The following is a 20,090-nucleotide window of genomic DNA, read 5'->3' as shown; positions in this document are numbered from 1 at the left end:
TTGCGGTGATCGATGGTAGGCAGTGGGCAGGCCGCGGCCAACCCATTCGACCAACGATTCGCACCCGCTTCGGGCACCGCCGCGCCGCTCGGGGAGCGGACCGCCGGGTCAGCCGATGATGGCCACCGGCGCGTCCCAGGAGTTCCGGTCGACGGTCAGCGTGACACCGCCGCGCGTCTCCTTGCTGTTGACCAGGTACTGGTGGCCGCGGCTGTGCGGGGTGAACTGACCGGCGCCCCACGGCCAGTCCGCGGTCGTCGTGTCCTTCTTGTCGTACAGCGCGTACCAGAGGTTGCCCGGCAGGTCCTTCTTGTCCGCGGCGGTGGCGACGGCCTTGGCGCTGGAGCTGGTGAAGCCGTAGTAGCCGGCGCGGTAGGTCTTGGCGCGCAGCGTCTTCGTGAAGGAGCGCACGTACGTCAGGACGGCGTCGTTGCACGACTTGTTCTTGATGTCGTACGCCTCCATGTCCAGGTAGATGGGGCTGCCGGCCTTCATGCGGAGCGCGGACGCCTTGGCCACGGCGTCGGCGGCGTCCTTCGCGCCCAGCGAGGCAGCCGTCGCGGCGGAGAGCTTCTCGGGGCTGGAGCCGGTCTGGCAGGGCGGCTGCGCGCCGACGTAGATCGGGATGAGCTTCCAGCCGAGGGAGTTCACCGACTTCACCCACGAGGCGGTGAGGTTGGGCTGGGCGCAGCCGCGGTTCTTGCCGCCCACGTAGACGGCGACGGCGCCGTAGTAGCCGGTGTGCCATGCCTTCATCGCGGACAGCGACGGCGCGGTGCAGGTGTCGAAGGCGCGGCCGGTGAACGTCTTCTGCGCGGGCCAGCTGGTGGCGGCCATGGAGGTCTGGGCGGCGATGCCGGCCCCGGCGGCCACCACCACGCCGACCGCTCCCCACGTGATGTATCTGCGCTTCTTGGACTGCCGGTGTCCGGCCATGAATCCCACCCCTGTTCGTTTGCGGCGGCTCGCGCGCGTGCGTGCCCGACGAAGCCGACGGACAATCTATCCGCGCACCTGTCCGAGCCACTGGAGGGTCCGCCGGATCTCCACGGCCAGCGGATGACCGGGGCCGTGCAGCCGCTCGACGTCCGTCACCAGCCGCACGAGCGTGTCCTGGGCGGCCGGACGGTCGCCGAGCGCGAGCAGCAGATGGCCGACGCGCCGGCGCACCTCGTGGGCGAGCCCCGGGTCCCCGGAGACGTACTGGTTCTCGTAGTACGGCAGCAGCGCGCGGTACTCGGCGAGCGCCGCCGCCGGTTCGCCCAGCTGCTCCAGGCACTGCGCGGCCTCGTAGCGGTAGCGCAGTGCCTGCGCGTCCGCCTGGCCTGCCTCGGCGGCGCGTTCGTCGGCGAGCCGGCGCAGTTCGGGCAGCGCGCGCCGGTACTGGCCGTCGTCCAGGAGCGTGGCCGCGTACTGCTTGCGCAGGGTGCGTACCACCGGGGAGTGCTCGCCGTGCTGGTCGGCGGCGGCCGGCAGGATCGCGCCCAGGATGTCCACGGCCTGCGTGATACGACCCTCGCCCAGCAGCCGTTTCACCTCGTCCACGGCGGCGGCGACATCGGGTTTCCCGGCCGCCGGCGCGGGCGCGACCGGGGCTGGCCGGTGTGCGGGGATTCGCGCGCGGTCCGGCCAGGGGGCGTGCGGACGCAGGAAGGGGCGCGTGGGGTCCAGGGGCGCCCCGGTGGGTGTGCCGCGCGCGGGCAGCAGCAGCGCCAGGTCCTCGTAGACCTCCTGCGCGGACGCCGGCCGGTGCTGCGGGTCCTTGGCCAGCAGACGCAGCACCAGGGACTCCAGGGCCTCGGGGACCTCGGGACGGATCCGGCGCACGGGCAGCGGCGGCTCGTACAGATGCCGGTGCAGCACCCCGAGCGCGGTGGAACCGGCGAACGGCACCTCCCCGCTGAGCAGTTCGTGCAGCAGCACACCGAGCGCGTACAGGTCGGTGTACGGGCCGACCGCGCCGCCCATCGCCTGCTCGGGCGCCATATAGGCGGGCGAGCCGATCGGGGATCCGGTGTGCGTGAGCCGAGTGGTGTCGGTGTCCATCACCGACGCCACGCCCAGGTCGAGGACGGTGACCGTGCCGTCCTGCTTCACCATCACGTTGCGCGGCTTGAGGTCGCGGTGCACGATCGGCACGGCGTGCACGGCGCTCAGCACGGCGCACAGTTGCGCGGCCACCGCGACCGCCCACGGCCACGGGTACGGGTCGTGCTCGGCGAGGTGGTCGGACAGGTCGGCGCCGTCGACGTACTGCATGACCAGGAACAGCTCGTCGCCCTCGCTGCCCGCGTCGTGCACCGTCACCAGGCCGGGGTGGTCCACCTGCGCGGTGGTCCGGCACTCGCGCAGGAACCGGCGGCGCAGTTCGTCCGTCTCCTGGCCCGCCACCTTGTCCGGGCGCAGCAGCTTCACGGCCACGCGCCGGTCCAGCCGCCGGTCGTACGCCGTCCACACCTGGCCCATGCCGCCCTGCCCGATGAGCGTGGACAGTTCGTAGCGCCCGGCGACGACTCGTCCCGTCGTCACGCTCACCGACCGCCCTCGTGGCCGTCCTGCCGGCGCAGGTAGTCGCTCAGCTCGTCCAGCTCCGCGCGCACCTGATCGATCCGCGCGGGCGCCGGGGGCCGCGGCAGCGGGGCGGCCGACGGGGGCGCGGGCACGGGCGCGTACGGCGCCGGGGGCGGGGTGTGCGCCACCGGGAGCGGAGTGTGCGGCGCGCCGGACGGCCGGTGCGGCGCCGGAGCGGTGGGCACGGCCGGGGCGGACGCGGTCGGCGCGCTCGGCGTGACCGGTACGGGCGTCGGCGGCGGGGTCGGTACGGCCGGTACGGGCGCTGTCGGCGTCATCGGCGGGGTCGGTACGGTCGTCGCGCCGTACGCGGCCGCGGGGGCCGGGTAGCCGTAACCCGGCACTCCGGGCACCGCCGCGTACGCCTGCCGGCGCAGCGCGAAGTGCTGGATGTCCGCGGCCAGGTAGTACGCGATCGAGCCGACGAGCGAGCCCAGCACCAGTATCAGGCCCACATAGCCGCCCGTGGTGTGGATCTCGTCGCCCGGCTCCAGCCCCAGCAGGACGACGGCGAGGATGTCGGCAGCCAGCACCGCCACGAACAGCCCCCAGTCCAGCGACCGGCGCGTGACGATCGCCAGCCGCAGCAGCAGCGCCCAGGACATGAAGCCGACGGTGAGGATCCCGAGCGCCACGAACAGCACCCGCAGGCAGACCAGCCACGCGGTGTGCGGCGGCTGCGTCACCGGCTGTCCGTGGCCGTGGCCTGGCATGGCTGCTCCCGGTCCTGGAAGTGGGCGTAGCGCCCGCCCGGCGGGTCGGCGGGCGCGCGGACCACGCCGCTCGGGCGATGGCCGCTTCGAGCATATGGCCCGGCACGGACAAATGATCGAGGCTGTGCCGAACCGTTGTCCGGCCACCCGCGCGGGATCAGTCCGGTGCCACCGTGCCGTCGGTGAGCCCGTCGTACATCCCGCGCACCAGTTGCTCCCCGAGCAGGCTCGCGTGCCTGAGCGCCCGCTCGAACTCGTCGAGGGCACGGAAGCGCGCGCCGTAGCGGTGCTGTTCCTCCAGCGGGAGCCGGGGCAGGTGCAGCCGGCGCACGTCCAGCCGGGTCGCCGTGGAGGCGTAGCTGCTGGCCTGCCGGTTGTTGGCGGTACCGCGCAGGAACCCGGCCAGGAACCACGGATCGAGCGCCGTGCGATCGGGGCGCAGCAGCACCAGGTTGCGCCCCAGGGCGGCGCCCCCCGTCGCCTCGTCGATCACGCGCGCCACCGCGCCACCGCCGAGCACGGGCACGACGACGTCGCCGGGCTCGGTCAGCACGGCCTCCTCCTCGCTCTCGGGCAACGTGCCGGAGGGCGCCGTCCCGGCGAGGACGTCGTGGTCGGTGAGCACCGGCACGCGCGCGTGGCCGCCGTTCCCGCCGGTACGCATCACCAGCGCGCCCCCGCGCGCGAGTTCGCCGACGGTGGTCAGCGGCCAGCGCGCGGGCGGGGCCGGGTCGGCGGGCGGCGGGGTGAGGTCGACGGTCAGGCGCAGGGTCGCGCCCAGGCGCTCGCGCACCCGCGTGAGCTGCTCCGCGCCGTCGGCCACCGCGGCCGGCGGCAGATGGCGGGCGGGCGCGAGGTCCACGTCGTCGTCGAGGAGTTCGATGACCGGCACGGAACGGACGAGTCCGGGCCGCTCCGCGAGCCGCCCCTCGCGCGCGAAGGCACGCCAGGCGTCCAGTACGGCCTCCCGTACCGCCTCCCAGTCCGGTCCGCCCCGCGCCTCCCCGGCGAACCTTCCGGTGTCCACGAGCAGCACCTCGGGCGCCGCCGGCGTCCGGTCGGGCCGGCGCAGCACCCACAGGTGCAGCGGGATGTTGTACGGCGGTGCCGCGCCGACCGGCAGCGCGACCACGGCCCTGAGCGCGCCCCGGCGCAGCAGATCGGCCCGGATCCGGCGCCCGGAACGGCGGGAGGCGGCGGCCGGCGGCATCAGCAGGACCGCGGTGCCGCCGTCGGTCAGCCGGGCCAGCGCGTGCTGCACCCAGGCCAGCTCCGACTCCGTGCGCGCGGGGAAGCCGTACTCCCAGCGCGGGTCGTAGGCGAGTTCGTCGTGGCCCCAGTTCCGCTCGTTGAACGGTGGATGGCACAGCACCGCGTCGGCGAGCAGCGCGGGGTGGGCGTCGGCGCGCAGGGTGTCGCCGACGGCGGCGCGCACACCGGCCCGGCTGTGCAGCGCCAGCCGCAGCGCGCTGAGCGCGGCGAGTTCGGGCGCGCTGTCCTGGGCGTACAGCTCCTGGCCGGGGCGGGGGTCCACGGCGCGCAACAGGGCGCCGGTGCCGCAGGCCGGGTCCAGGACGGTGCGGGCCGGACCGGCCAGGTCGGCCATGAGGCCCGCCAGCTCGGCCGGGGTGAGCGTGTACTGGCGGGGGTTGGCGTCCAGGTGCCGGCCCAGCAGGAACTCGAACGTCTGCCGGGCGCCGATCTCGGCGGCGAGTTCGGCGGCGCCGCGGAGGAGGGGGACGGAGGGGAGGAGTTGGGGGCCGGTGGGGGTGGCGAGGGCTGGGGTGGGGGTGGGGGTGGCGGTGTCAGCGGGGGTGGTGGTCGGGGCGCTGGGGCTAGCGGTGGTGCCTGTGCGGGTGCCGGCGGCGCTTGTGGGGGTGGCGGCACCTGTGGGGCTGCCGGGCGCGGGGCTGTGAACAGTGGGCCGAGTGGATCGGCTGTGAACGGCTGACGCGTTGTGAACCGGTGATTCGCCGTGGCTGAGTGGGGCGTTGTGAGCGGATGGGTCGTTGTGGACGGTGGGTGGGGTGTTCACAGTCGGCGCCGCCGACGAGGAGTTCACAGCGGGCTTGGTGGGGGCGGAGTTCACACCGGGGGCGGTGGGTTCCGGGTTCACACCAGTAACGGCGGGATCCGAGTTCACACCGGACACCGACTGCCCCGAGTTCACAGCGGGTGCGGATCGCCCCGAGTTCACAGCGGGCGCCTCCGCCCCGGAGTTCACACCGGCCGCCGCCGAATCGGAATTCACACCGGGTGACGCCGAACCCGCGTTCACAGCAGGCGTGTTGTTTGGACCGTTCACACCGACCTGCCCGGACACCCCGCTCACACCGGCCCGACCGAAAGCCCCGTTCACACCACCACCGGCGCCCGCGACCGCGCCCGAAGCCGAACCCGCACCCGCGTCCCCCCTCAGACGCGCGCCCGCACCTCCAACGCCCGCTCCCCCGCGCCCCCGTACGCTCCCCACTCGCGGTGTCAGCACCTTCTCCAGCGCCCCCGGCAGCATCGCGGCCAGCCTCGCGTCGGAGCCCGCGCTCGCGTCGAGCCAGACCGTGGGGCGCTCGTGGATCAGCAGTAGTGCGCAGCCGGTGTGCACCAGGGCCGTCAGCGGGCCCTCCGGGTGGCCGGCGAGTTGCTGCCAGACGCGTTCACGCAGCGGCACTTCGGCGAGTTTTCCCTGCTTGCGCAGCCATGCCTCGACCTCGGCGAGGGCGAAGGACGGGCTGGTCTCGGTGCCGCCGACCGGCTTGGGGAAATCGGCGTGCCGGCGGCGCCAGTTGCTGACGGCGGCCCGGCCCACTCCCGCGAGTCGGGCGATCCCCGCCGCGGTCACCTCTGTCGCGTTGTCCTGCACCGGCTTCGCTCCCCTCGTCCCGTGTGTGCGCCGAGCATACCGGCGTACACAAAGAACCAGGGGTTCACGGCCGTGAACACACCCTCAAGTGTGAACCGTGTTGACTCGGTTCACACGCTCTGCTGTTATTGACCCAGCGAACGAGCGGTCGCCGGAGGGGGAGACCGCCCGCATTCGGGGAGGGATACGTCATGGGTATGAAGGCCAGGCTCGCGGTCGGCGCGACAGTGGGGCTCGCCATCATCGGGACCGTGTCCGCCACCGCCGGCAGTGACGGCGGCAACGGTGGTCCCGGTGGCGGCGCCAAGGCGACCGCGCCGGCCTCGGCCGAGCACAAGCCCGGCAGCCCCGGCAGCCCCAGCAGTCCCGGCAAGGACTCAGCCGGTTCGCGCAGCTCGCACGGCTCGGGCGGCTCGAACGGCTCGGGCGGTGCCGAGGCAAGCGAGGCGGGCGGTGCGGGCGAGGGGAAGAAGACGGCCCCGGCCGCGAAGGGCGCTCCCGCCGCTTCCATGGACGGCGACGGGGGCCTCTTCAAGGTGGGCACGGACATCGCGCCGGGCACCTACAAGTCGACCGGGAACGCCGACGGTTCCTGCTCCTGGGAGCGCCTCAAGGGCGCCGAGGGCGGCACGGACTCGGTCCTCGCCCACGGCAACGTCACCGGTACGGCCGTCGTCACCATCAGCGCCTCGGACCGCTACTTCAAGACCGAAGACTGCCGCGACTGGAAGAGGGCCTGACCCGTTTGCCCACCCCGGCGCGGGGACACCCACACCGCACATCCCGCGCCGCCACGGCACCGCCCCACGCCGACTCGTAGAACCCCGTACCGCTCACCCCGTACCGCTCACCCGTACCACTTACCCCCACGGAGCCGTCCGGCTCCCCGCTCACCAGAACACCTATCTCACCAAGGAACCCCCATGCGTCGTACCGCGTTTGCCGCTCTCTGTCTCGCCGCCGCGGCCACCGTCGGCCTCACCACCGGCTGCCAGTCCGGGGACGACTCGGCCGACAGTAAGCCGAAGGGCCCGTTCGCCGGGCTGAGCGGTGGTCAGATCGTCGAGCGGGCGATGAAGGTCACCACCGGCACCTCGTCGCTGCGTATGAAGGGCCGGGTTCCCGACGAGGAGAACAAGGGCTTCATCGACATCGACATGGCGCTCGACAAGCAGGGCCGGTGCGCCGGCACGCTGAGCATGAACGGCCAGGGGAAGGCCGACATGATCAGGTCGGGCGGCACGCTCTACATGAAGTACGACGAGAAGTTCCTGCGCGCCCAGAGCGAGGGCGAGTCCAAGGAGGACACCGACGCGGCGGTCGACATGCTCGCCGGGAAGTGGACCAAGATGGCCGCCACAGGCCAGGACGCCGAGGACATGGCGAGCTTCTGCGACCTGGACACGATCCTCGGTGACATGAAGGAAGGCGACGAGGCGGCCACCCGCGGCAAGACCACGAAGGTCGGTAGCACGCCCGCGATCATCCTGCACGAGAAGGACGGCGCGGACGACTACACGGCGCACGTGGCGACCGAGGGCAAGCCGTACCTGCTGCGAATCGACAGCGGCGCCAAGGTCAAGGAGCAGATCCACCTGTCCTTCAGCGACTTCGACCGGCCGGTCCCCGCGGACAAGCCCGCGGGGAAGGTCATCGACCTGGACGCGCTGTAAGGGCCGGTACGGGGCCGGGCCCGGCGCGGGGTCACAGCGGGTGCCGCATCCAGACGTTGGGTTCGACGTAGACGGCGTACCCGCGCTCTGGTTCGCAGCGGACCGGGACCAGCGCGCCGGGCACCTCGATGTCGCCGGGGCGGTCAAAGGGCAGGCCGGTCCAGCGGCGCCACTCCTCCAGCGAGCCGCCGACGGTCATGGAGGCCGGGGCGATGGAGTCGATGGTGGCGCCGGCCCGGGCGTGGACGCGCAGCCACGGGTCCTCGGGCAGCCCGTCGGGGCGGACCCGGTGGGCGTACTCGGCGATCGGGGTGTGCGGTTCGCGGTGCTTGGCGCTCGGCCGGACGGGGGCGACGACCTCGCGGAAGCCGCGCTCGCGGGCGTTGTCCCGCATCGCGGAGAGCAGGACGGCGGACAGGCCCCGGCCCTGGGCGTGCGGGGCGATGGTGACCGAGATCGCGCTCACCGTGTCCGGGCGGGTGCCGTGGCGCAGGTCGGCGAAGGCCCACGCCAGGACCTGGTCCCAGCCCCGGGCGGGCAGGGTGCCCCGGCCCGGCGCGTCCAGGGCGAAGGGCACGCTGTAGGCGTGGGCGACGACCCTGCCGTCCTCGTCCTCGGCGAACAGGGCGTATTCCGGCAGTTCGGTGGGGATGCGGCCGTAGTGGGTGGCGCCCACGGGGTCGTTGGTGACGAACTCGGGCCAGGTGTCGGGCATGTCGAACACCGCCGGCAGCCGGTCGGGCCGCTCGGCGAGGCTGCTCACCTTGATGTCCATGTCGATCACGGTAGGCGGGGCGGGCCCGCCGGGACAGCGATTTACCCGGTCACCGGGCCCGTGATGCCGCCGGTCACCGGGCCCGTGATGCCGCCGGTCACCAGACCCGTGATGCCGCCGGTCACCAGACCTGGGACGCGGCCGGTCACCGGGCCCGGGGGTCGGCCGGTCACCGGGCGCGGAAGCGTTCGGGGGCCCGGGTCGGGTTGCCGCCGGTGGGCAGCTTCTGGTCCGGGCAGTCGGTGAGGACCTTCTTCATGGCCGACTGTTCGGCGGCGGTGACCCACAGGCCGTACTTCTTCTTGACCGCCACCTGGGCGGCGACGTACTCGCACCGGTAGGCCTTGTCGGGCGGGAGCCAGGTGGCCGCGTCGCCGTCGCCCTTGCCGCGGTTGGTGCGCGCGTCCACGGCGAGGAGGTTGAGCGGGTCGTTGGCCAGGGCGATTCGCTTGCTCGGGTCCCAGTACTTGGCGCCCTTCTGCCAGGCGTCGGAGAGGGCCACGACGTGGTCGATGTCGACCTGGCTGCGGCCGCGCCGGTAGGTGATCCTCTTGCCGGAGTAGGGGTCGGGGTCCAGCAGGCCGTAGGTGACCTTGCAGGTGCCGCCGGTGAACTTCACTTCTCTCAGGTCACGTTTGAGGATGTCGTCGCGGGTGTCGCAGGAGTTGGAGTCGGTGTCCGCCCACGCGGTGCCGAAGCGCTCGCGGGAGTAACCGGTCTTCGGCGCGCGTCCCTTGACGGTCAGCGAGTCGACCGCGGTCAGGGCCGCGCCGCCGCCTTTGGCCTCGCCGGGCCCTGCGGCTCCCTGGTCCTGCTCGGCCGTGCAGCCGGTCACGGCGACCAGTGTGGCCACGGCGGTGACCATCCCACCCCTCAGACGCGTCACGGTGCGCCCCCCTTGCTCGTGCTGGTCCGCCCTTCAAGCGGGGCGGGTCGTTCCGCCCTCCACGGTAACTTCCCGCCTCCGCCCAGCAGATGGGACGTTGTCAGGTAATAGCCTGACAAATGATGTTTCATCCGGTGACCGGTAGCCGGTGGCCGGTGGTCGGTCGCCGCTTGACCTTGTCATTGGCGTCAGGGTCCGACGATCCCGGCATGAGCGAGAACAGCACCTCCCGCACCAGCACCTCCCGCACCAGCCCCTCCCCGCACCCTCGTACGGTCCTCGTGACCGGTGCCGGTACCGGCATCGGCCGGGCGACGGCGCGCGCGTTCGCCGCCGAGGGCGCCCGGGTCGTCGCCGTCGGCCGCCGCTCCGCGCCGCTGGCCGAGACCGCCGAGGGACACCCCGGGATCACGCCCCTGCCCGCCGACCTGACCGCCGAGGACGGGCCCGCCACCATCGTCCGGGCCGTGCTGGAGCGCTACGGCCGGATCGACGTGCTGGTCAACAACGCGGCCGTGGTCACCACCGACTCCCTGCGCAGCTACACCCGCGCGTCGGTACGGCCGCTGCTGGAGACCAACCTCCTCGCGCCCGTGCTGCTCACCCAGGCCGCGCTGCCCGCGCTGGAGGAGAGCCGGGGGGTCGTGGTGAACGTGACGACGGCGGTGGGCCAGCGCGGCTGGCCCGGCAACTCGCTGTACGCGGCGGGCAAGGCGGCGCTGGAGGTGCTGACCCGCAGTTGGGCGGTGGAACTGGCGCCGCACGGCATCCGGGTGGTCGCGGTGGCCCCGGGCGCGATCGAGACGCCGATCGCCGACCACTCCGGCTACACCCCCGAGCAGCGGGCCGCCATCCGGCAGTGGCAGCTCGCCCACACCCCGCTCGGCCGGATCGGCCGCCCCGAGGAGGTCGCCTGGGCCATCACCCGTCTCGCCTCCCCGCGGGCGTCGTTCGTGACGGGGGTCGTCCTGCCCGTGGACGGCGGCGCGGTCGTCTCCTGACCCGACTCAGGTGGGCCGGCCACTTCTTCAGGGGACCTCGGCGCCCGCCTCCCGCAGCGCCGCCGCCAGCCGCTCCCGCAGCTCCGTCTGGGCCGCGATGCGGGCGTCCAGGACGGCCAGCCGGTCCCGGGCGACCTTCAGCGCCCGCGCGGAGGCGGGGCCGGCGGTGACGTCGCCGTCGAGGCAGGGCAGGAACACCAGGACGTCGTCCAGGGTGAGGCCCGCCGCGAGCAGCCGGCGGATGTTGCGCACCCGTACGGCCGTACCGGCGTCGTACTCGCGGTAGCCGTTGGCCGCGCGGGCGGAGGTGATCAGGCCCTGCTGTTCGTAGTGGCGCAGGGCGCGCGGGCTCGCTCCGGTCGCCTCGGCCAGCTCACCTATCCGCACGCGCGCCCCCCGTTCACGTCCCTGTCCTCGGCTAGCCCAGGACCGAGGTGAGGAACTCGCCGACCCAGGCCAGCAGTTCCCGGCCGACCAGCGGCTTGCCGCCGACCTTGGCCGTCTTCGGGCGCGGGACCAGCACCTGGTGGGCGGCCGCCTTGATGACCGTACCCGGGTAGAGCCGCTGGAGCCGCAGTTCCTGCGACTCGCGCAGCTCCACCGGCGCGAAGCGGATGTTGGTGCCCTGGAGCACGATCTCGCCGACGCCGCAGGCGCGCGCGAGCATCCTCAGGCCGGCCACCAGCAGCAGGTTCTCCACCGGTTCGGGCAGCTTGCCGTAGCGGTCGGTGAGTTCCTCGCGGACGGCCTTGATGTCCTCCTCGCTGTTGGCGGAGGCGATCGCGCGGTAGGCCTGGAGGCGCAGGCGCTCGCCGGGCGCGTAGTCGTGCGGGACGTGCGCGTCGACGGGCAGCTCGATCTTGACCTCCAGCGGCGGCTCCTCCTCGATCCCGCCGGTCTCCAGCTGGCGCCGGTAGTCGGCGACGGCCTCGCCGACCATGCGGACGTACAGGTCGAAGCCGACGCCCGCGATGTGGCCGGACTGCTCGCCGCCCAGGAGGTTTCCGGCGCCGCGGATCTCCAGGTCCTTCATCGCCACGTACATGCCCGCGCCCATCTCGGTGTGCTGGGCGATGGTCGCCAGGCGCTCGTGCGCGGTCTCGGTGAGCGGCTTCTCCGGCGGGTACAGGAAGTAGGCGTAGCCGCGCTCGCGGCCCCGGCCGACCCGGCCGCGCAGCTGGTGCAGCTGGGACAGGCCGAAGGTGTCGCCGCGCTCCACGATCAGGGTGTTGGCGTTGGAGATGTCGATGCCGGACTCCACGATCGTGGTCGACACCAGCACGTCGAACTTCTTCTCCCAGAAGTCGACCACGACCTGTTCCAGCGCGGACTCCGACATCTGGCCGTGGGCGGTGGCGATGCGCGCCTCGGGGACGATGTCGCGGAGCCTGGCCGCCGCGCGGTCGATGGACTCGACGCGGTTGTGGATGTAGAAGACCTGGCCCTCGCGCAGCAGTTCACGGCGGATGGCGGCGCCGATCTGCTTCTCCTCGTACGGCCCGACGAAGGTGAGCACCGGGTGGCGCTCCTCGGGGGGCGTGGTGATCGTGGACATCTCGCGGATGCCGGTGACCGCCATCTCCAGGGTGCGCGGGATCGGGGTCGCGGACATGGTCAGCACGTCGACGTTGGCGCGGAGCTTCTTCAGCTGCTCCTTGTGCTCGACGCCGAAGCGCTGCTCCTCGTCGACGATGACCAGGCCGAGGTCCTTGAACTTGGTCTCGGAGGAGAACAGGCGGTGGGTGCCGATGACGACGTCCACCGAGCCCTCCTTCAGGCCCTCCAGGACGGCCTTGGCCTCGGTGTCGGTCTGGAAGCGGGACAGGGCGCGCACGTTGACGGGGAACTGCGCGTACCGCTCGGAGAACGTGCCGTAGTGCTGCTGCACCAGCAGGGTGGTGGGCACCAGGACGGCGACCTGCTTGCCGTCCTGTACGGCCTTGAAGGCGGCCCGCACCGCGATCTCGGTCTTGCCGTAGCCGACGTCGCCGCAGATCAGCCGGTCCATCGGGATCGACTTCTCCATGTCCTCCTTGACCTCGGCGATGGTGGTGAGCTGGTCCGGGGTCTCGGCGTAGGGGAAGGCGTCCTCCAGCTCGCGCTGCCAGGGGGTGTCGGTGCCGAAGGCGTGGCCGGGGGCGGCCATGCGCGCGCTGTACAGCTTGATCAGGTCGGCGGCGATCTCCTTGACGGCCTTCTTGGCGCGGGCCTTGGTCTTGGTCCAGTCGGCGCCGCCGAGGCGGTGCAGGGTGGGTGCCTCGCCGCCGACGTACTTGGTGATCTGCTCCAGCTGGTCGGTCGGGATGTACAGCCGGTCGCCGGGCTGGCCGCGTTTGGCGGGCGCGTACTCCACGACCAGGTACTCGCGGGTGGCGCCCTGCACGGTGCGCTGCACCATCTCGATGTAGCGGCCGACGCCGTGCTGTTCGTGGACGATGTAGTCGCCCGGCTCCAGGGTGAGCGGGTCGATGGTCTTGCGGCGGCGGGCCGGCATGCGGGCGCCGTCGCGGCCGGCGGTGCGCTGTCCGGAGAGGTCGGTCTCGGTGAGCACGGCCAGCTTGAGCGCGGGGTCCACGAAGCCGTACTCGATGGAGCCGCAGGAGACGTGCACCAGGGAGGGGGCGAGTTCGCCGAGGTCGGCGTCCAGGCGGGCGGCGATGCCCTCGCCGCCGAGTACCTCCACGGTGCGGGCGGCGGGGCCGTGGCCTTCGGTGACGAACACCGTGCGCCAGCCGTCGGCGAGCCAGCCCTTGGTGTCGGCGAGGGCGCGCGCGGTGTCGCCGCGGTAGGTCTCGGGCGCGTGCATGCCGAGCTTGAGGGTGTCGGCGTCGCCCGCGGCGTCGGCGTCGGCGGCGAACGGGGAGACCGACCACCACATCATGTCCAGCTCGCGGGCGCGGTCGCGGACGTCGGCGATGGACCACAGGGAGGCCGCGCCGACGTCGATGGGGGCCTCGCCTCCGCCGGCGGTGGCCGCCCAGGACGCCTGGAGGAACTCCTGGCTGGTGGCGACGAGGTCGGCGGCGCGGGTGCGGACCCGCTCCGGGTCGCAGACGACGGCCATGGCGCCCTTGGGCAGCACGTCGAGCAGCAGCTCCATGTCGTCCACGAGGACGGGGGCCAGGGACTCCATGCCCTCCACCGCGATGCCCTCGGCGATCTTGCCGAGCAGTTCGCCCAGCTCGGGGTGGTCCTCGGCGAGGGCACGCGCGCGTGCGCGGACGTCGTCGGTGAGCAGCAGCTCGCGGCACGGGGGCGCCCACAGGCCGTGTTCGGCGACTTCGAGGGAGCGCTGGTCGGCGACCTTGAAGTAGCGGATCTCCTCGACCTCGTCGCCCCAGAACTCGATGCGCAGGGGGTGTTCCTCGGTGGGCGGGAACACGTCCAGGATGCCGCCGCGCACGGCGAACTCGCCGCGCTTCTCGACCAGCTCCACGCGCGCGTAGGCGGCGGCCGCGAGGGCTTCGACGATGTCGTTCAGATCGGCGCTCTGGCCGGTGCGCAGGGCCACCGGTTCCAGGTCGCCGAGGCCCTTGACCTGCGGCTGGAGCACGGAGCGCACGGGGGCCACGACGACGGAGACGGGGCCGGTCTCGGGGTCGTCGGGGCGGGGGTGGGCGAGGCGGCGCAGGACGGCGAGGCGGCGGCCGACGGTGTCGCTGCGGGGGCTGAGCCGCTCGTGCGGGAGGGTCTCCCAGGAGGGGTACTCCACGACGCCCTCGGGCGGCAGCAGGGAGCGCAGGGCGGCGGCCAGGTCCTCGGCCTCGCGTCCGGTCGCGGTGACCGCCAGCACCGGGCGGCCGGCGTCCCGGGCCAGGGCGGCGACGGCGAAGGGCCGGGCCGCCGGGGGGCCGACCAGGTCGACGTGCGGGCGGTTGCCGTCCGCTGCCGCGCGCATCGCTTCCGCGAGGGCGGGGTCCTTGACGACGGCGTCGAGCAGACCGTGCAGGCTCATGGAGGCTTTTTCCGTCCAGGGGGTCGGCAACACGAAGGGCCCGACTCGTGTGACGGGCCGGGGCTGTCCAGCGTACGACGGTGTCGGCGCCGCCGCTGGAGCCTGTGGACAACCCCGCACCCCGGGTACGGGCCCTGTGGAAAACCCGGGACCGCCCGCACACGGCCCGGCGCCGGGAAGCCGCAAGGCTCCCCGGCGCCGGATGCTCCCCCGCAACCCCCGTGTGCGGTGGCCGTCGGCCACGGCCGGTCCCGCCGTGCGCGGTGGCCGGCCGGGCCGGTGCGCGAGGCCGTGTCGTCAGACTCCCGCCTGCCGCGCGACGACAGGATCTAGTCGGTGGCGATCGCGTTCAGCACGTTCATCCGGGCCGCCCGGAACGCCGGGACCAGCGCGGCGAACAGGCCCACGAAGGCCGAGCCGATGAACACGCCGGTGATCGTCGGCCAGGGGATGTCGAGGACGTTCAGGCCCTCCAGGGCGAGGAGCTGCTGCGCGGTGGCGCCCCAGACCATGCCGAGGCCGAGGCCCAGCAGGGCACCGAAGACGGCGATCACCACGGACTCCAGGCGGATCATGCGGCGCAGCTGGCGGCGGGAGAGGCCGATGGCCCGCATCAGGCCGATCTCCCGGGTCCGCTCGACCACGGACAGCGCCAGGGTGTTCACCACGCCGAGGACCGCGACGATGATCGCCAGCGCCAGCAGGCCGTAGATCATGTTCAGCAGCTGGCCGATCTGGTCCTTCAGTTCCTGCTTGTAGTCGGTCTGGTCGCGCACGGTGTACTGCGGGAACTCGTGCAGTGCCGACTTCAGCGCCTGGTAGGCGGCCTTCTCCCGGCCGTCCTCGGCGGTGGCGAACAGCAGGTCGTCCAGCGGCATCCGGTCGGCGGGGACGTACTTGGCGACCGTGGTGATGGAGGCGTACATCGCGCCCTTGTCGACGACGACCTCGTCGCTGGTGATCGCGCGGACGGTCAGCTTCGCCGTCCCGCCGTCCTCGAAGCGGACGGTGACCGTGGAGCCGAGCTTGATGCCGTGCTCCTCGGCGAAGCCCTCGAAGACGGACATCGAGTCGGGCCGGTAGGCGTCGGCGAGGTCGCCGGCGACGGTCTTGGTACGTACGTCCTGGGCGTACGTCGGGTCGGCCGCGTTGATCGTCTCCTTGGGGACGGTGCGGCCGTCCGGCGTGGTCAGGGTGGCGTCCAGGAGCTTGTACTCGGTGACCCGGGCCAGGCCCGGGGTGTCCTTGACGGCCCGCACCGCCTGCTTGGTGATGACCTGGCCGTTGTCCTCCTGGACGATGAAGTCCGCGCCGACGGTCTTGTCCAGCTGGTCGGTGGCGGAGGCCACCATGGAGGAGCCGACCACCGACAGGCACGCCACCAGGGCCAGGCCGATCATCAGGGCGGCGCCGGTGGCACCGGTGCGGCGCGGGTTGCGCAGCGCGTTGCGCTCGGCCATCCGGCCGACGGGGCCGAAGACCCGCAGCAGGACCGCGCCGAGGACACGGACCAGCGCGCCGGCGAGCAGCGGGCCGATGACGACGAAGCCGATCAGGGTGAGCAGCACGCCCAGGCCCAGCCAGCCGGAGCCGGTCTTGGCCCGCTCGGCGGTGGCGGCGGCGTACAGGCTCCAGCCGCCGGCGGCGGTCAGCAGCAGGCCGAGGACGGCGCGGACGGCACCGGAGCGGGCGTCTGCGGGGGCGCCGGCGTCGCGCAGGGCGGCCATCGGGGAGACCTTGCCGGCGCGCCGGGCGGGCAGGTAGGCGGCGAGGACGGTGACGGCCACGCCCAGGAGCAGGCCGAGCGCGGGGGTGGTCCAGGCCACCGTCAGGTCGTCGGTGGACAGCTTCATGCCCATCTGCCCCATGAGCTTCATCAGGCCGATGGCGAGGCCGACGCCCGCGCCGACGCCGAGGACGGAGCCCGCCACGCCCAGCAGCAGCGCCTCGACCAGCACCGAGCGGTTGACCTGCTTGCGGGAGGAGCCGATGGCGCGCAGCAGGCCGATCTCCCGGGTGCGCTGGGCGACCAGCATGGAGAAGGTGTTGATGATCAGGAAGATGCCGACCAGGAAGGCGATCCCGGCGAAGCCGAGCATCGCGTACTTCATGACGTCCAGGAAGCTCTGGAGCTCCTTCTGGTTGGCGTCGGCGACCTCCTTGGCGGTCTGCACCTTGTAGTCGTGGCCGAGGACGGCGACGACGTTCTTCTTCAGCTGCTCGTCGCTCACGCCGTCGGCGGCGGTGACGTTGACGGTGGTGTAGACGCCGGTGCGGCCGACGAGGGTCCGCTGGGCGGTCGTGGTGTCCAGGTAGAAGATCGCCGCGCCGGGGTTGGTGACCTTGAAGGCGGCGATGCCGGACACGCGCGCGTGGTGCGTGCCGACGGCCGTGATGAGGCCGATCCGGTCGCCGCGCTTCAATCCGTGCCGGTCGGCGGTGTCGGCGTCGATCATCACCTGGTCCGGGCCCTTGGGGGCCGTGCCGGAGGTGATCTCCATGGTGCGGGCGTCGTTGCCGTTCCAGCTGCCGACGATGGTGGGCCCGCCGTTGCCGGGCGACAGCTTGTCCTTGTCGGCGTCCACGACGGTGACCGAGGTGGAGAACACCGTGCCCTCGGCCGACTTCACGCCCTGGGCGCCGCGGACCTCGGCGACGACCGAGGCCGGCAGGACGGGCGGCTTGCCGGTGCGGGAGGTGGTCTCCCCGGTGTCGGAGGCGCCCTTGGCGCCGATCTGGACGTCGGAGGAGGTGGCCTGGAACAGCTTGTCGAAGGTGGTGTTCATGGTGTCGGTGAACACCAGCGTGCCGCACACGAACGCCACCGACAGCAGCACGGCGACCGCCGACAGCGCCATGCGTCCCTTGTGCGCGACGAAGTTGCGCATCGAGGTCTTCAGAACGGTCACGACGTACGTCCCCGGGCGTCGAAGTCCTTCATGCGGTCCAGGACCTGTTCGGCCGTCGGCTGGTACATCTCGTCGACGATGCGGCCGTCGGCGAGGTAGAGCACGCGGTCGGCGTAGGAGGCGGCCACGGGGTCGTGGGTGACCATGACGATGGTCTGGCCGAGTTCGTCCACCGAGCGGCGCAGGAAGCCGAGCACCTCGGCGCCCGCGCGCGAGTCGAGGTTTCCGGTCGGCTCGTCCCCGAAGATGATCTCCGGGCGGGCGGCGAGGGCGCGGGCCACGGCGACGCGCTGCTGCTGGCCGCCGGAGAGCTGGGTGGGGCGGTGCTTGAGGCGTCCGGTGAGCCCGACGGTCTCCACCACCCGCTCCAGCCAGGCCCGGTCGGGCTTGCGGCCGGCGATGTCCATGGGCAGCGTGATGTTCTCCAGGGCGTTCAGCGTGGGCAGCAGGTTGAACGCCTGGAAGATGAAGCCGATGCGGTCCCGGCGCAGCTGGGTGAGCTTCTTGTCCTTCAGGCCGGTGATCTCGGTGTCGTCCAGGTGGATGTGACCGCTCGTCACGGTGTCCAGGCCGGCCAGGCAGTGCATCAGGGTCGACTTGCCGGACCCGGAGGGTCCCATGATCGCGGTGAACCGGCCGCGGGCGATGTCCACGTCCACGCTGTCCAGCGCGACGACACGGGTCTCCCCGGCCCCGTACGCCTTCACGACCTGGCGCGCCCGCGCCGCGACGGCCGTACGCCCTCCAGTACCCCCGTGCCTGGGAATCGTCACAGCCGATGTCACGGTATGTCTCCTATGTCGGTCGACAGGTCGGTGCACGGCGCCCGGTGGTGCCGGGGCGTCGTCTGAGTACGTTCTGAGTACGTCGATGAGTCTCGCGGTCGGCGAGGGCGTCGCGCGCTGGTGCGGAGCCCCGTCTTTCCGGGGGGTAAACCCCACCCCCGCCGGTGCGGTTCGCCGCCCCCCCCCAGCGGCGTGAGACCAGGTTAAGGACCGCCCTGGGCCCGGCTCCTCCTCCGCCGGGACGAACCCTCCCCGAGCCGGGGTACGGAGGAACCCCTAGGGGGCCTCCACCGTCGGGTGGAGGCATTCCCGGGGATGCCTCCACCCTTCGGCGCGCGCCGCCTCCACCCGGCCCCATGCCCGGGGCCCCGGCCCGCCCTCCGTGCGAAGCTGTCGTCGCATACATAGGTGCAGGGGGCACCTGGGTAGCTTCCGACGGGAAGCAGGGGAGGGGTTTGCGGTGGGGAGTACGACACCCGCGATACGCGGCGGCGCGGCCCGGCACCAGGGGGAACGCCGCCGGGGGGCGGTCGTGGCCGCCCTGATGCTGGCGATGGCACTGGCCGCGCTCGACTCCACCGTCGTCTCCACGGCGGTCCCCCAGATCGTCGGCGACCTGGGCGGGTTCTCCGTCTTCTCCTGGCTGTTCTCCGGCTATCTGCTCGCCGTCACCGTCACGCTCCCCGTCTACGGCAAGCTCTCCGACACCTTCGGCCGCAAACCGGTGCTGGTGGTGGGCGCGGCCGTGTTCCTCGCGGGGTCGCTGCTGTGCGCGGTGGCCTGGAACATGGGCGCGCTGATCGCGTTCCGGATCGTCCAGGGCCTGGGCGGCGGGGCGTTGCAGGGCACCGTGCAGACGCTCGCCGCCGACCTGTACCCGCTGGCCGAACGCCCCAAGATCCAGTCCCGGCTGTCCACGGTCTGGGCGGTCAGCGCGGTGGCCGGCCCCGGACTCGGCGGCGTGCTCGCCGCCTACGCCGACTGGCGCTGGATCTTCCTGATCAACCTGCCGATCGGCGCGGCCGCCCTGTGGCTGATCGTGCGTCACCTGCACGAGCCCGAACGGGAGACCGCCCCCCGCGCGCGCGTGGACTGGGCCGGCGCGCTCGCGGTGTTCGCGTGCGGCGGGGTGCTGCTGACCGCGCTGGTGCAGGGCGGGGTCGCCTGGCCGTGGCTGTCGGCGCCGTCACTGGCCCTGTTCGGCGCGGGTCTCGCCCTGGTCGCCGTGGTGGTGGCGGTGGAGCGACGGGCCGCGCAGCCCATCATCCCGGGCTGGGTGTGGCGGCGCCGGACGATCGCCGCCGTCAATCTGGCGCTCGGCGCGCTGGGGCTGCTGATGGTGGCGCCCGCGGTGTTCCTGCCGACGTACGCCCAGTCGGTGCTCGGACTCGGCGCGGTGGCCGCCGGGTTCGTGCTGTCGGTGTGGACGCTCAGCTGGCCGGTGTCCGCCGCGCTCAGCCAGCACGTCTACCGGCGGATCGGCTTCCGGGACACCGCGCTGATCGGCATCGGGCTCGCCACGCTCATCCTCCTGGCGTTCCCGTTCCTGCCCTACCCCGGGGCCTGGTGGCAGCCCACGCTGCTGATGCTGCTGCTCGGCGGGGCGCTGGGCCTGTTCCAGCTGCCGCTGATCGTCGGGGTGCAGTCGACCGTGGGCTGGTCGGAGCGGGGCACCGCGACCGCCTCGGTGCTGTTCTGCCGGCAGACCGGCCAGACCCTGGGCGCGTCCCTGTTCGGCGCCATCGCCAACGGGGTGCTGGCCGCGCGGCTGGGCGGGGCCGGCGACCTGGACTCCGTCACCCGCGCGCTGGACGCCGGCACGGCCCCGGAGGTGACCCGGCGGGCCATCGCCGACGCGGTCCACGCCGTCTACCTCGGCGCGGCGGCAGCGGCGGCCCTGGCGTTCGTCGTGCTGCTGCTGGTGGCACCCCGCCGGTTCCCGGTGCTCCCGGAGTGAACCCG

Annotated in this window: 14 protein-coding genes; 4 read left to right on the top strand and 10 right to left on the bottom strand. The window is 72.9% G+C overall.

The window, feature by feature from the left end:
• Positions 1-108: 108 nt before the first annotated feature.
• From ACSURM_RS21830 to ACSURM_RS21815, 4 genes are all read right to left on the bottom strand, one after another.
• Complete coding sequence (locus ACSURM_RS21830) at positions 109-936, bottom strand: glycoside hydrolase domain-containing protein (RefSeq protein WP_436957256.1); 828 nt, start codon at positions 934-936, stop codon at positions 109-111.
• Positions 937-1,002: 66 nt separating this feature from the next.
• Positions 1,003-2,493: a protein kinase domain-containing protein gene (locus tag ACSURM_RS21825; RefSeq protein ID WP_436961160.1), complete on the bottom strand. Its 1,491-nt coding sequence runs from the start codon at positions 2,491-2,493 to the stop codon at positions 1,003-1,005.
• A gap of 38 nt (positions 2,494-2,531) precedes the next feature.
• A complete protein-coding gene (locus tag ACSURM_RS21820) occupies positions 2,532-3,284 on the bottom strand; it encodes a hypothetical protein (protein ID WP_436957254.1) in 753 nt (250 codons plus the stop codon).
• A 157-nt stretch (positions 3,285-3,441) separates the two neighbouring features.
• A complete protein-coding gene (locus tag ACSURM_RS21815) occupies positions 3,442-6,144 on the bottom strand; it encodes an N-6 DNA methylase (RefSeq protein WP_436957253.1) in 2,703 nt (900 codons plus the stop codon).
• A 191-nt stretch (positions 6,145-6,335) separates the two neighbouring features.
• On the opposite strand from ACSURM_RS21815, the gene ACSURM_RS21810 reads away from it, so the two are divergent.
• Both ACSURM_RS21810 and ACSURM_RS21805 read left to right on the top strand, forming a co-directional pair.
• Entirely contained in the window at positions 6,336-6,884 is a 549-nt protein-coding gene (locus ACSURM_RS21810; RefSeq protein ID WP_436957251.1) for a hypothetical protein, read from the top strand.
• 183 nt (positions 6,885-7,067) lie between these two features.
• Positions 7,068-7,817, top strand: a complete 750-nt coding sequence (locus ACSURM_RS21805) for a hypothetical protein (protein ID WP_436957250.1) — start codon at positions 7,068-7,070, stop codon at positions 7,815-7,817.
• Positions 7,818-7,848: 31 nt separating this feature from the next.
• Here ACSURM_RS21805 and ACSURM_RS21800 read toward each other — a convergent pair whose 3' ends face one another.
• Entirely contained in the window at positions 7,849-8,592 is a 744-nt protein-coding gene (locus tag ACSURM_RS21800) for a GNAT family N-acetyltransferase (protein WP_436957248.1), read from the bottom strand.
• Positions 8,593-8,761: 169 nt separating this feature from the next.
• Complete coding sequence (locus tag ACSURM_RS21795; RefSeq protein ID WP_436957246.1) at positions 8,762-9,478, bottom strand: HNH endonuclease family protein; 717 nt, start codon at positions 9,476-9,478, stop codon at positions 8,762-8,764.
• A 209-nt stretch (positions 9,479-9,687) separates the two neighbouring features.
• On the opposite strand from ACSURM_RS21795, the gene ACSURM_RS21790 reads away from it, so the two are divergent.
• Positions 9,688-10,479, top strand: a complete 792-nt coding sequence (locus ACSURM_RS21790) for an SDR family NAD(P)-dependent oxidoreductase (RefSeq protein WP_436957244.1) — start codon at positions 9,688-9,690, stop codon at positions 10,477-10,479.
• Between the two features lie 27 nt (positions 10,480-10,506).
• On the opposite strand, the gene ACSURM_RS21785 is transcribed toward ACSURM_RS21790, so the two are convergent.
• The 4 genes from ACSURM_RS21785 to ACSURM_RS21770 all read right to left on the bottom strand — a co-directional run bounded on the left by ACSURM_RS21785 (position 10,507) and on the right by ACSURM_RS21770 (position 18,128).
• Complete coding sequence (locus ACSURM_RS21785) at positions 10,507-10,866, bottom strand: MerR family transcriptional regulator (protein ID WP_436957242.1); 360 nt, start codon at positions 10,864-10,866, stop codon at positions 10,507-10,509.
• A 31-nt stretch (positions 10,867-10,897) separates the two neighbouring features.
• Complete coding sequence (gene mfd / locus ACSURM_RS21780) at positions 10,898-14,434, bottom strand: transcription-repair coupling factor (RefSeq protein ID WP_436957240.1); 3,537 nt, start codon at positions 14,432-14,434, stop codon at positions 10,898-10,900.
• 329 nt (positions 14,435-14,763) lie between these two features.
• A complete protein-coding gene (locus tag ACSURM_RS21775; RefSeq protein ID WP_436957238.1) occupies positions 14,764-17,343 on the bottom strand; it encodes an ABC transporter permease in 2,580 nt (859 codons plus the stop codon).
• On the bottom strand, positions 17,340-18,128 hold the full coding sequence (locus ACSURM_RS21770; protein ID WP_359045596.1) for an ABC transporter ATP-binding protein: 789 nt from the start codon (positions 18,126-18,128) through the stop codon (positions 17,340-17,342). The genes ACSURM_RS21775 and ACSURM_RS21770 overlap by 4 nt, the downstream gene beginning before the upstream one ends.
• Before the next feature lie 460 nt (positions 18,129-18,588).
• Here ACSURM_RS21770 and ACSURM_RS21765 point away from each other — a divergent pair, with 460 nt between their 5' ends.
• Positions 18,589-20,085, top strand: coding sequence for an MFS transporter (locus ACSURM_RS21765; RefSeq protein ID WP_436957236.1), 1,497 nt, complete (start codon positions 18,589-18,591; stop codon positions 20,083-20,085).
• Positions 20,086-20,090: the final 5 nt, after the last annotated feature.

Origin of the sequence: Streptomyces sp. SudanB182_2057, assembly GCF_964272715.1 — a bacterium.
In the GTDB taxonomy this organism is placed as follows: Bacteria; Actinomycetota; Actinomycetes; order Streptomycetales; family Streptomycetaceae; genus Streptomyces; species Streptomyces rubradiris.
This window is presented reverse-complemented; position numbering and strand designations above follow the sequence as displayed.